General features: G+C 68.7%; 11 protein-coding genes. 4 read left to right on the top strand and 7 right to left on the bottom strand.

Annotated features, from left to right (window positions below):
* Positions 1-35 precede the first annotated feature (35 nt).
* Both U5A56_RS27320 and U5A56_RS27315 read right to left on the bottom strand, forming a co-directional pair.
* Positions 36-404, bottom strand: a complete 369-nt coding sequence (locus U5A56_RS27320) for a DUF2946 domain-containing protein (protein ID WP_321925547.1) — start codon at positions 402-404, stop codon at positions 36-38.
* 156 nt (positions 405-560) lie between these two features.
* Positions 561-1097 carry a cytochrome b gene (locus tag U5A56_RS27315; protein ID WP_044845297.1) on the bottom strand — a complete coding sequence of 179 codons (537 nt, stop codon included), beginning with the start codon at positions 1095-1097 and terminating at the stop codon, positions 561-563.
* A gap of 230 nt (positions 1098-1327) precedes the next feature.
* On the opposite strand from U5A56_RS27315, the gene U5A56_RS27310 reads away from it, so the two are divergent.
* Positions 1328-1966: a Pr6Pr family membrane protein gene (locus tag U5A56_RS27310; RefSeq protein WP_321809799.1), complete on the top strand. Its 639-nt coding sequence runs from the start codon at positions 1328-1330 to the stop codon at positions 1964-1966.
* Between the two features lie 48 nt (positions 1967-2014).
* Here the strand turns inward: U5A56_RS27310 and U5A56_RS27305 are convergent, their stop codons facing one another.
* Complete coding sequence (locus tag U5A56_RS27305) at positions 2015-2749, bottom strand: peptidoglycan DD-metalloendopeptidase family protein (protein WP_321819199.1); 735 nt, start codon at positions 2747-2749, stop codon at positions 2015-2017.
* A gap of 432 nt (positions 2750-3181) precedes the next feature.
* On the opposite strand from U5A56_RS27305, the gene U5A56_RS27300 reads away from it, so the two are divergent.
* Positions 3182-3502, top strand: a complete 321-nt coding sequence (locus tag U5A56_RS27300) for a hypothetical protein (protein WP_044845295.1) — start codon at positions 3182-3184, stop codon at positions 3500-3502.
* A 116-nt stretch (positions 3503-3618) separates the two neighbouring features.
* Here U5A56_RS27300 and U5A56_RS27295 read toward each other — a convergent pair whose 3' ends face one another.
* The 4 genes from U5A56_RS27295 to U5A56_RS27280 all read right to left on the bottom strand — a co-directional run bounded on the left by U5A56_RS27295 (position 3619) and on the right by U5A56_RS27280 (position 7208).
* Complete coding sequence (locus U5A56_RS27295) at positions 3619-3963, bottom strand: DUF4148 domain-containing protein (RefSeq protein ID WP_044845294.1); 345 nt, start codon at positions 3961-3963, stop codon at positions 3619-3621.
* A gap of 200 nt (positions 3964-4163) precedes the next feature.
* Positions 4164-5576 carry an NADP-dependent phosphogluconate dehydrogenase gene (gndA, locus tag U5A56_RS27290; RefSeq protein ID WP_044845293.1) on the bottom strand — a complete coding sequence of 471 codons (1413 nt, stop codon included), beginning with the start codon at positions 5574-5576 and terminating at the stop codon, positions 4164-4166.
* A gap of 97 nt (positions 5577-5673) precedes the next feature.
* Positions 5674-6315 carry a DUF938 domain-containing protein gene (locus tag U5A56_RS27285; RefSeq protein ID WP_321925544.1) on the bottom strand — a complete coding sequence of 214 codons (642 nt, stop codon included), beginning with the start codon at positions 6313-6315 and terminating at the stop codon, positions 5674-5676.
* Positions 6312-7208 carry an NAD-dependent protein deacetylase gene (locus U5A56_RS27280; RefSeq protein WP_321925542.1) on the bottom strand — a complete coding sequence of 299 codons (897 nt, stop codon included), beginning with the start codon at positions 7206-7208 and terminating at the stop codon, positions 6312-6314. Before U5A56_RS27280 ends, U5A56_RS27285 begins: the two co-directional genes overlap by 4 nt.
* A gap of 1183 nt (positions 7209-8391) precedes the next feature.
* On the opposite strand from U5A56_RS27280, the gene U5A56_RS27275 reads away from it, so the two are divergent.
* Positions 8392-9351 (top strand): LLM class oxidoreductase, encoded by a 960-nt coding sequence (locus U5A56_RS27275; protein WP_321925541.1) that lies wholly within the window; start codon positions 8392-8394, stop codon positions 9349-9351.
* 352 nt (positions 9352-9703) lie between these two features.
* Positions 9704-12184, top strand: coding sequence for a mechanosensitive ion channel domain-containing protein (locus U5A56_RS27270; protein ID WP_321925668.1), 2481 nt, complete (start codon positions 9704-9706; stop codon positions 12182-12184).
* Positions 12185-12506 lie beyond the last annotated feature (322 nt).

Raw genomic sequence — 12506 nt, 5'->3', positions numbered from 1 at the left:
GGATATCGGCGATGAAAGAAACGGAAGGCAGCGCGTCAGGCGCGCTCGGGCGGTGCGCGTGGATATGCGCGCGGGTAGCGGTCGGCGCGCGCCGCGACGGCATGCGGCGCGGCGGCGGAAACGGCATGAGCGGGGACGAAGACAAACGATACGGCGGCCGCGCCGCCGATCGCTGGACTGTGCGCGAAGAAGCCGCAGTAGCCGCACGCATCGAGATGCCGCGCGTGATCGTGCGCGTGGCCTGCATCGGGCGCACGGTGCGCACCATGCTCTGCACTACAGACGATTGCGTCGGGGGTCGCCGCCTGCGCGATGCGCCACTGCGACACCAGCGGCGCCGCGATCGCGAGCCAGATCGCGAACACGCCGAGCCAGGCGGTCAGGTGACGATGTCGGTGCAGCATGCGCGGCGATGCGTAAGCGGAACGTAAAAACAGCCGAGATGTTACAGAATGTTCGCCGCGATGGCCAGCCGCGCGTCGGGGTAAACGGATCGGGGGCGCATGGTTGCGTCAACAACCATGCGCCCCCGGATGCTGCGCGGCTTCAGCGCGCGGCGATCACGGCGCCATGCGTCGCAGCACGTCGTCGCGCCGGATGAAGTGGTGGTACAGCGCGGCCAGCGCATGCAGGCCGATCACGAAGTAGAACGCGTTGCCGATCAGTTCGTGCGCTTCCTTGATCGTCGGCCGCAGCGCCTTGTCGGGGCCGAACAGCGTGAACGACACGCCGATCCAGTCGAGCGACACGGGCTTGCCGCCCATGTTGACGAGCATGATGCCGAGCAGCGGCTGCGCGATGATGAAGACATACAGCGCGACATGGGCGAGCATCGACAGCCACTTGAGCAGCGTCGCCTGCGGAATCGGCTCCGGCACGCGGCTGACCATCCGCCACAGCACGCGCAGCACCGACAGCACGAGCACGAACGTGCCTGCCAGCAAGTGCACGTTCATCCAGAACACGCGGCTGTCGCTGCCTTTCGGTCCGCGAATCTCGATGGCCAGGTAGGCGAGTGCCACCAGCAGGAAGATGACCCAGTGGAAGAAAATTGCGGGCGCGCTGTAGCGCGTCTGTTTCGCGAGGATGTTTTTCATGCGTTGTCTCGTGTTTCTCGTGTGGTATGCGGGGAGGCCCGTGCCGGGCTGGCCGGGGCCCGGCGGCTGCCCCGATTGTAGCCTCGCGCGTGGCGGGCGTTGTGCGACCGGATCAAATATCCGACGAATCCGCGCGGCCCGTTCCACGGTGCCGCCATATGGAAAATCCGCATCGCGCGTGTGCGCGGCTGTGGCACGATGAAGCTTTGGTGCGACGTTGCGCGGGCATCATGAGCAAAGCGATCTTCGTTGCGGCCTACCGGCTGATCGCCGCGTTGCTCGCGGTGTCCACCACGCTGCACAGCGTCGCCGGCAACTGGGGCTTGCCGGCCTTCCATCTCGGCAACTACCTCAGCTACTTCACCCAACTGAGCAGCCTGTATGCAGCGGCCATGCTGGTCGCGGGGCTGTCGCGCATCACGCGTCCCGGTTCGGCCCGCTACGAATCGATGCGCGGCGCCGCCGTGCTCTACGTGCTGATCACCGCGATCGTCTACGAACTGCTGCTCGCGCGGCTCGATGCGCTGCGCCACGTCACGCCGGCCCTCAACAACTGGGTCCTGCACCGGATCGTGCCGCTCGTGGTGCTGTGCGACTGGCTGTACGTGGAGCCGCGCTCGCCGATCCCGTGGCGCAGCGCGGTCGCGTGGCTCGGCTTTCCGGTCATCTATCTCGGCTATACGCTCGTGCGCGGCGCGCTGGAGAACTGGTATCCCTATCCGTTCGTCGATCCGCGGCCGCACGGCTACCTGCCGGTCGCGATCCAGTGCTCGCTGATCGCGCTCGGCGCGGCAGGGCTCGCGCTGGGCATCCGCTGGCTCGGCAATCATGCGAGGCAGTCCGACGCCGCGGCGCTCGAGGAAGGGTGAAGGCGGGAGCGTGTGCGCCGCACGGCGCACACGTCGTGAAGCGGCGCGTCAGCCGCCGTTGCGCGGCAGGAAGTTCATCGGGTCGACGACCTTGCCGTTCTGCCGGACTTCGAACTCGAACGTCGCGCGGCCGCTCGCGTCGGTGCCCATCTCGGCGACCGGCTGGCCCGCGCGCACCGCGTCGCCTTCGTTGACGAGCAGCCTGCCGTTGTGCCCGTAGGCCGTAATGAGCCCGTTGTCGTGCTTCAGGATCACGAGCGGGCCATACGCCTTGACGCCGGAGCCGGCGTACACCACCCGCCCGTTGGCCGCGGCCCGCACCGAACGGTCGGGCCCCGACGCGGCGATCACGATGCCGCGCGTCTTGCCGGCCGAGAACGGCGTCGCGACGATACCCGTGGCCGGCCATGCCAGCGAGCCCGGCTGCGCGGCCGCCGCGGACGGCTGCCCGAGCGACGTCGCGGCTGGCGGCGGCGCGACGCGCAGCACCTGGCCGGGATACACGGCGTCATTCGGCGACATGTGGTTCCAGCCGGCCAGGTCCTGCACGCGCTGCCCGTAGGCGGCGGCGATGCCGGCGAGCGTGTCGCCCGGATTCACGCGGTAATAGCCGGCGATCACGCCCGGCGTGGCAACCGACGCCGGCGTCGACTGCCGCACCGGCTGCCAGCTGTCGGTCCACGGCGTCATCGTACAGCCCGTCAGCGCGGCGGCCGCGGCGACGAACGCCGCCTGCGGCAACCAGCGCGCCAGCGCATCGTGGATCGGAATCGTTTTTCTCAAGGGTCCTCCCGGATTTGCGTCGTTGCGCCGCCCACCGCCCTCCGGCGTGCGACGCACGATGTCCGGCCGAACGGCCGGACCAACCAGTATCCGACCGCGCTCGCGGCCGTCAGTTTCCACCGCGGGACGTCGACGCGAAAGGGCTCACCGGCCCCTTTTTCGCGCCATTTCTGCGTCGTCCCGACCGGCAAAGATACCATTTGTCGCGGTCAGGACCGCGGCAGGCGCCCCAGCCGGCAACAATCTTGCGGCGCCACGAACGGGTGCCGGCCGGCTGCGGGCCGCGCCGCGCAGGGTGTCCCGCGGACTTCGGGCCGGCCGTCCCGTCCCGCGGCGGGCAGCCGTATCGCACCCATGAGCGCCGCCCCGCTGCCGGCCGCCTCCTATACTCGGAGGAGCACCGCACGTTCCAGCGATAACGAGGAGAAAACCATGAACAATGCGACGTTTCTGTCCGTGCAGCTCAACGCCGAGGATTTCGCCGGTTCCAGCGGCCTCGTCGAACTGCTCAACCGGCACCTGCTGTTCGCGACGGACGTCGCCGAAGCCGCGGACGCCCTCGTCCAGCTGGCGAGCGTCGCGCACCTGAGCGGCGCTACCCGGCACAGCGTCGAGCTGCCGGTACTCGCAATCGAGCGGCTGCGCGACGCGCTCGATACGCTGAGCGGCTACGACGAAGCATGGCTGCAGGCGCTGGAACCGGGCGACGCGCTGTTCCGGGACATCGGCCGCGGCCCGCGGCCGCTGCACTGACGCGGCGGGCGCCGCCAATGAAAAACAGCCCGTCGTTCCGTGATTCGGAACGACGGGCTGCGTGTACTGCGCAGGGGTCAGATCAGGCCGCCCATGCGGCCGGCGATCGATGACGATCAACGACCCTTGTAGACCGGTGCACCGTCCGACACGCGCTTGACCTGCCAGCCGGTCTTGGCAGCGGCCGGGGCGCCCGATTCTTGCTGGGCGGCCGGTTGCGCACCGTAGCCGCTCGTATCGGCAGCGGCGACGTTCTGTTGCGGGTTCACGCGGGCTTCAGCTGCCTGGATGCTTGCCGGGTAGTCGGTACGGTCGCTGCCCAGCTTGTAGCCGGCCTGTTGCAGCTGGGCCAGTTCGGCCTTCACCTGCGCACGGGTGACGGGGGCGTTCTGTTGGGCGAACGAGACGGCGGGAACGGCGAGGACGGCAGCTGCAGCGAACGTTGCGATCAGCGATTTCATGATTACCTCCGGGATTTTTTTGCTCCGCCGCACACACCATGTCTGCAGCGATGGAACAAAGTTTAGTCCCGAGATCACCTAGGGAAAACCATGAAAGAGCGAAAACACTGTTTCCTCGGAACCAACAATTGCGGGATCCGGGAACGAAAAACCCTACTCAAAGAATAGAATTTCGCAACAATACCGTCCTCGCCTGCCGGTTACGACCAGTTCGCGTGGAAACTGCCCGGCTTGTCGGTACGCTCGAACGTGTGGGCGCCGAAGAAGTCGCGCTGCGCCTGCACAAGGTTCGCCGGCAGCCGCTCGGAACGGTAGCTGTCGAAGTACGCGACCGCCGACGCGAACGCCGGCACCGGCACGCCTGCCTTCACCGCGGCCACCACCACGTCGCGCAGCGACGCCTGGTAATTCGCGGCGATGTCCTTGAAGTACGGGTCGAGCAGCAGGTTCGCGAGCGCCGGATCCTTCGCGTACGCGTCCGTGATCTTCTGCAGGAAACGCGCGCGGATGATGCAGCCCGCGCGGAAGATCTTCGCGATCGTCCCGAGATCGAGGTTCCAGCCGTACTCTTCGGATGCCGTGCGCAGTTGCGCGAAGCCCTGCGCGTACGAGATCACCTTGCTCAGGTACAGCGCGCGGCGCACGGCTTCGACGAACGCGGCACGATCGCCGTCGAACGGCGCGGCGGCCGGGCCCGACAGGATCTTGCTGGCCGCGACGCGCTCGGTCTTCAGCGACGACAGCACGCGCGCGAACACCGACTCGGTGATCAGCGGCAGCGGCACGCCCAGGTCCAGCGCGTTCTGGCTGGTCCACTTGCCGGTACCCTTCTGCGCGGCGCGATCGAGGATCACGTCGACGAGGTGCTTGCCGGTTTCTTCGTCCTTCTTGCCGAAGATCTTCGACGTGATCTCGATCAGGTAGCTGTCGAGCTCGCCCTGGTTCCACTCGGTGTAGACCGCGCCGAGTTCGTCGTTGGTCAGGCCCGCGACGTCCTTCAGCACCGCATAGCTCTCGGCGATCAGCTGCATGTCGCCGTACTCGATGCCGTTGTGGACCATCTTCACGTAGTGGCCCGCACCGTCCGGCCCCATGTACGCGACGCACGGCTCGCCGTCCGACGGCGCCTTCGCGGCGATCTGCTTGAGGATCGGCTCGACCAGGTCGTACGCGTCGCGCTGGCCGCCGGGCATGATCGACGGGCCGCGCAGCGCGCCCTCTTCGCCGCCCGACACGCCGGTGCCGATGAAATGCAGGCCCGATTGCGCGAGCTCCTGGTTGCGGCGGATCGTGTCCGTGAAGTGCGTATTGCCGCCGTCGATCAGCACGTCGCCCTTCTCGAGCAGCGGCTTGAGCGATGCGATCGTCGCATCGGTCGCTTCGCCGGCCTTCACCATCATCAGGATCCGGCGTGGCGTCTCGAGCGACGCGACGAACTCCTCGAGCGTATAGGTCGGCACCAGATTGCGGCCGGGGAATTCGGCGATCAGTTCGTCGGTTTTCTCGCGGCTGCGGTTGTACACCGACACCGCGTAACCGCGGCTCTCGATATTGAGTGCGAGATTGCGGCCCATCACCGCCAGCCCGATCACACCGATTGCTTGTTTGCCCATTAGTCAATTCTCCGGAAAAAACGGGGCGCGACCCGAGCCGGGCCGCGCGCACAGGCGAAAGGATAGTGGAAACCCGGCCGCGATGCGCGCTTGCGTGTCACTGCTCCGCGTGCGGGAGGCGCCGGAACACGACGCTCAGGTTGTTCGCCGGCATGTCGACGACCTCGATGCAGTCGAGCCCGCGGTCGAGGCCGAGCGCGACGACCGCCTCGAGATCGCGCACGCCCCACGACGGATCGCGGCTGCGCAACTGCTGGTCGAATGCCTCGTTGGATGGCGCCGTGTGCCGGCCTGCGCGGCGATACGGGCCGTACAGGAACAGCACGCCGCCCGGACGCAGCACGCGCGACGCGCCGGCGAACAGCGCGTCGGTGCTGGCCCACGGCGAGATGTGGATCATGTTGATGCAGACGATCGCGTCGAACGCCGCGGCCGGCCACGACGCGTCGCGCACGTCGAATGCCAGCGGCTCGGCCAGGTTCGCGAGGCCGGCATGCGCGACCCACGCGGCGATCGAGCGGCGCGCGTGCGCGTCGGGATCGCTCGGCTGCCAGCGCAGCCCCGGCAGCGCCTGCGCGAAATGGACCGCATGCTGCCCGGTGCCGCTCGCGATCTCGAGCACGTCGCCGGTAGCCGGCAGCACGCGGCGCAACACGTAGAGGATCGGCCCGCGATTGCGCTCGGCCGCCGGCGCCGACAGCCGCGCGGACGGATCGGACGAAGACGTCGGCCCGGTCACGATGCGTGCTCCGGCGCGCTGCCGGCGACGCCCAGCCGCGCGTTCAGCGCGTCGAGCGCGGGCGCGCAACGCGCCTCGACCTTCAGCGTCAGCATCGGATCGGCGCGCGTATGGCCGAGGTTCAGCGCGGCGACGGGCTTGTTCTGCGCCTGGGCCCACACGCAGAACCGGTAGCCGGAATACACCATCAGCGACGAGCCGACGACGAGCAGCGCATCGGCCGCATCGAGCGCCTGCGACGCCAGCGCGACGCGCTCGCGCGGCACGTTCTCGCCGAAGAACACCACCGCCGGCTTCAGCAGCCCGCCGCAGGCCGGGCAGGCAGGAATGCGGAACGTGTCGAGCGCGGCCCATTCGAGATGCGCGTCGCCGTCGGCGGCGGGTTCCGCGTGCGCGCCGAGCAGCTCGGGGTTGTCCGTTTCGAGCACGGCCTGGATCGTCGCGCGCGCGTGATGCGCGCCGCAATCGAGGCACGTGACGCCGTTGATGCCGCCATGCAGTTCGATCACGTCGCCGCTGCCCGCGCGCTGGTGCAACCCGTCGACGTTCTGCGTGACGAGGCGCTCGATCCGACCGGTGCCGCCGAGCCGCGCGAGCGCGACATGCGAGCGGTTCGGCTGCGCACGGCCCACCACGGGCCAGCCGATCATGCTGCGCGCCCAGTAGCGGCGGCGTGCAGCGTCGGAACCGAGGAATTCGTGGAGCTGGATCGGCGGCGAGCGCATCCATTGACCGTTGCGGTCGCGATAGCCGGGAATGCCGGAATCCGTGCTGATGCCCGCACCGGTCAGCACGAGCAGCCGCGGATGGCGCTCGACGAACGCGTGCAGCGCATCGAGCGCGGCCGGTTCGATGCCGGCGGATGAGGGGTCGGGCAAGGTGATGTCGTTCATGTTGGCGGCGCGTGAGCGGGCGCGGTGGCCGGCCGTGCGGCCGGCGCGCCAGCACATGATACAGAACGCCGCGCGATCCGGCCGGCGGTCCGCGCGCGACACCGGCGCCGCAAAAAAAGACGCCCATCGACCACATGGCGATGGGCGCATCAACAATTGATCCATCGGGGTAGTGGATCAACTGACAGCACAATGTCGTCGGATCCGCCGCAGCGCCGCCGGCAGACCTTCCCCGGGACTACACCTTCGAATTCCTGAAATTGCCCTGATGTTTGCGAGGATCGCCGCGCGGCACGGCGCACGGCACACGCACGCATGCTTCGCGTGCGGCGCGCCTGCGTATCGCGCGTCGGCATGACGATCCGGAAGTCATGGTCGCCCATCCGCGCGCACCGGCGGTTCATCCCCGACGGCCGACCGGCACGGGTCGGCCTCGTGCGTCATACCTGCACGTCGTCGTTCGGAACGAACCGGATGGGTCCGGATGAAGCGAAAAGCCGCGCGCTCATGTCGCCGTAATCAACGGCGACGCGAAATCACGGGCAGGTCGGCGATTCATGTTTGCAACATGGCACGTTGCGATTCGGTCTGTTCTCATTCTCTTGTCCCCGTCTTCGATGCGTCCGACCTACTGAAGCGACGGCCGGGCCCCTGCTGCGCCCGGCGATCGCGCTCACGGCGCATACAGACATGCAAGGAGCGCACCATGCTTCGCCGTGCAAGGCCGCGCGGGCCGTGAAACGACCCCGATGCAAATCGCACGACGACAGACAGGCGTGAACGTTTCGAAAGTGAAACGAGGGGAAACGGCCCGCGCGATCGATCGCACCGGACGCGACGCCGGTGTTGCACGCATGTGACGCGTGCGCCGGCGGCGCGTTTGCGTCGGTTCGATGCCGACGATCCGCTTACAGTCGCGCGACCCTGGCCGCGCATGCATGGTCGAACGCGCTCGTCGAACCTGTGAGCACCGCCTGCAACCACGGACAGCACGCTGCTCGCCGCAAGACCGGCCACCACGCGCTGACGTACGTTCATGCCGATTGATTGCCGGATGACCGAAGGTGCCGATCATGCCAATACCGCCGATGCCGCCGCGCGCCGCAAGCGGCGCGCAAACACGTTAGCATTCGGACACGGTGCGGCGCGCCCACCGGCTTCGCCCCGTCTCCAAGGAATGGACATGACCCTGCCCGCCTCCGGCCGCGCCGACGTCGCGCGGCGCGTTTTCTCGGCCGAGCGGCTGTCGATCGGCCTGACGCTGCCGCTGCTGCGCAGCGGCCGTACCGTCGCGGATTTCAACGAGCAGCTCGAACTCGCGGCGCTGGCCGATTCGCTCGGCTTTCGCGCACTGTGGGTTCGCGACGTGCCGCTCAATAGCGCCGATTATCCCGACCCGGTCGGGCATCTCGATCCGTGGGTGCTGCTCGGCGCGCTCGCGTCGCGCACGCGCCGGATCGTGCTTGCCAGCGGCGCGATCGTGCTGCCGCTGCGTCATCCGCTGCATATCGCGAAAGGCGCGCTGTCGGTCGCGACGCTGTCCGGCGGGCGCTTCCTCCTCGGCCTCGGCTCCGGCGACCGGCCGCCCGAATATGCGGCGTTCGGCGTCGACGCGCAAACGCGGCGCGACCGGTATCGCCGGCATTGGGACATCGTCGCGGCCGCGCTCGGCGTGCCGTCCCGTGTGCTGCCCGACGAGACGCCACCCGACGCGCCCGAGTTCACGCTGCTGCCGCGCGGCGACGACGCGGTGCCGATGCTTGCCGTCGGCTCCGGCGGGCAAAGCGTCGACTGGATCGCACGGAACGCGATCGGCTGGATGACCTATCATCGCGACCCGGACACGCAGCGCGCTCGTTATTCGATGTGGCGCGCGGCCGTCGACCGGCTTGCACCGCCGGGCTTTCGCGCGTTCGGCGTATCGATGCGGCTCGATCTCGATGCGAATCGCGATGCACCGCCCACCGCGCTGCCGCTCGGCTATGCGACCGGTCGGAATGCGCTCCTCGACATCCTGCGGGACATGCGGGCAGCCGGCACGCACCACGTCACGCTGAATCCCGGCTCGGACCGGCCCGTGCGCGAGGTCATCGAGGAAATCGCCGAGCATGTATTGCCGGTCTTTCACGACGATCGGGGTTGATTCATCAGGAATCCGGAATTCTCCGCCTATATCCCATAGTCGAAGCCACGGTTGGCAACCCATCGAATCACCGGCGAGCACGTTTCGTTCCCGATCTTGCGCTTCGCTTGCGGCGGGACCGCATGCCAACACCCGACGACCTGCCCGCATCACGGATGCGTGAACGGCCGGCGCGAGACACCGCCACGCGAAAGGAACCGCACGGCAGCGCGCAAACGCCCGCACCGCCTGCCGCATGCCCGATTCGAATATTCGTCGACGGAACTATCCGGTTCCGATGGCAATCATGTTAACTTCCGTCCATCGTCCAGACCGGCGGGCCGCGTTCCGATGCGCGCCCGCACGCCTACCCATGCGATATTTCCTGCTCGGCTGGCTGCTCGCCGCCGTCGTATCGGCCGCCCACGCGGCCGCCCCTGCCCCGGCCGCCGCCTCGGCCGCCTCCGGCGCCGTGCCCGCGCTGACGCCGCAGCAGGCGCAGCAGGCCCTCTCCGTCCTGCAAAACCCGCGCGAGCGCCAGCAGGTCGAAACGACATTGCGCGCGATCGCGGCCGTCGGCGTGCTGAGCACGCCCGCGCTCGCGGCGAGCGCCGCGGCGCCGGCCAGCGCAGCATCGGCTGGCACCGCTCCGGCCGCACTCACGACGAACGGGCTCGCGTCGATGCTCGTGCGGCAGGGATCGCACTGGGCCGGTGAAATCGGCGGCGCGCTGAACGAATCGCTGCGCTCGCTGCTCGACGTCGGCTCGGTCGGCAACTGGTGGCACGAGCGGCTCGTACGCGCCGACCAACGTACCGATCTCACGCGCGCGATCTTGATCATCCTCGCCGTGCTCGTGCCCGCGCTCGCCGTCGAATGGTTCGCGAAGCGGCTGCTGCGGCGCGCGCTGGCCGCGCTGAGCGCGCGCCGCACCGAATCGTCGCGCCGGGCCGATGCCGATGCCAACGCCGATTCACCTGAACCCGAACCGCCCGGTCCCGGCGACCGCACTTCGACGCCGGAACCGGCCGCCACCGCTGCCCGCGCCGACGGCACCGGCACGCCCGATACGTCGTCGCAAGGTCGCGGCCATGCGCGGCGCCACACCACGCTGCTGCGCCGCATGCCGCGCGCGCTGGTCGGCCTCGCACTGCGGGTGATACCGCTGCTGGTATTCGTCGGCATCGCGAGCCTGACGATGTCGGTCCTCGACGGCGCCGGCACGCCGACCCAAACGGCACTCGAATCGCTGATCGACATCTACGTGATCTGCCGCCTCGTGACGATCGTCAGCCGGCTGTTCTTCCAGCCCGACGCGCGGCAGCTGCGGCTGCTGCACATCAGCGACGCATGGGCCGCGTTCGCGCAGCGCTCGATCGCGCGGATCGTGATGGTCGTCGGCGCGAGCACGGCCGCGGTCGAGATCGCCGCGAGCTTCGGCCTCAGCGACTCCGGTCACGTCGCGCTGCTGAAGGCGGTCGCGCTCGTCGGCCACTTGATGATCTCGGCGCTGATCCTCCGGTGCCGCCAGCCGGTCGCCGCGCGCATCCGCGCGGCCGGCGAAGACCGGCCGGCCTTCGCGATGGTCGGCAACGCGCTCGCCGACGCGTGGGCGCCCGTGTCCGTGTTCGTCGTGATGGCGTTGTGGTTCGTGTGGGCGCTCGACGTCCACAACGGCTACCGCGTGCTGATCACGCTCGGCGGCCGCTCGATCGCCGTGATGATCGGCATGCGGATCGTGTCGATCGTCGTGTTCGGCGCGCTCGCGCGGGTGTTCCAGCGCCGCGACGACGACCGCACGCTCGTCCACCTGCACGCGTACCGCTACTACCCGCTGGTGCGCCAGGTCGTGTCGGCGGCGATCGCCGTCGTGACCGTCGCGCTGCTGCTGCAGACCTGGGGCGTTCCGATCTTCCACGCGTTCGCGACCGGCACGATCGGCCATCGGCTCGCGTCGGCGCTGATCACGATCGCGATTGCAGCCGTCGTCGCGCTGATCGTCTGGGAAGCCGCGAACATCGCGATCGAGCGCCGCCTGCAGCAGTGGACACGCGAAGGCAACCTCGTGCGCGCGGCGCGCTTGCGCACGCTGCTGCCGATGCTGCGTTCGCTGCTGTTCATCATGATCGCGCTCGTCGTCGTGCTGACCGGCCTCAGCGAAATCGGCGTGAACATCGGTCCGCTGCTCGCCGGCGCCAGCATCTTCGGCGTCGCGCTCGGCTTCGGCTCGCAGAAGCTCGTGCAGGACTTCATCACCGGGATCTTCCTGCTGATGGAGAACGCGATGCAGGTGGGCGACTGGGTCACGCTCGCCGGCGTATCGGGCACGGTCGAATACCTGTCGATCCGCACCGTGCGGCTGCGCGCGGGCGACGGGTCGCTGTACACGATCCCGTTCAGCTCGGTGACGACCGTCAACAATACGAATCGCGGGCTCGGCAACGCGGCCGTCAAGGTCAGCATCGCCTACGGTCAGGACATCGATCGCGCGATCGCGACACTGAAGGAGATCGGTGCCGCGTTGCGCGACGATCCGGATTACAAGGACGGCATCCTGTCGGACTTCAGCTACTGGGGCATCGACCAGGTCGACGGCGCGGCGATCGCGCTGGCAGGACAGATCCAGTGCAAGGACTCGGCGCGCTGGGGCGTGCAGCGCGAATTCAATCGGCGCATCGCGGTGCTGTTCCGCGAACGCGGAATCCGGATCGCGAATCCGCAGCGCAGCCTCGTCGCGTATGACGAAGGTTTGCGTCCCGTCGCGCCCGAGAACGATGAGAACGGCGACCACGCCGCCGGCACGCCGGACGCCGAACCGCCGCCGCCCGTTGCGCCGGCGCGCAAGCCGGACTGATCGTACGGATGCCGCTGGCGCGACCACCGCCGGTCGCGCCGTGCGCGCGCCATCGAACGACGGATAGCCGCGCTCGACGCGCGGCGGTTTTCTTCGCGCGCCGAACGCGCTTCGCTGCGTTCGCCGGCGCGGCCGGCGACGCGCCGGCATCCCGCTCGCCGCCCGCCGCACCGCCCCGCGCATAACGGGCTGACAACCCGCTCCGATATCGCATGGACGGGCCGCCTCGCACGGTGTCGAACGACGAACCGGACGCGACAGCTCGTTCAACCGCATCGATTCGTCTGACGAAGCCCACCTCGCACCGCCTACCCCATTCCCC

This window comes from Burkholderia sp. BCC1998 (assembly GCF_905339875.1).
GTDB lineage: Bacteria > Pseudomonadota > Gammaproteobacteria > Burkholderiales > Burkholderiaceae > Burkholderia.
This window is presented reverse-complemented; position numbering and strand designations above follow the sequence as displayed.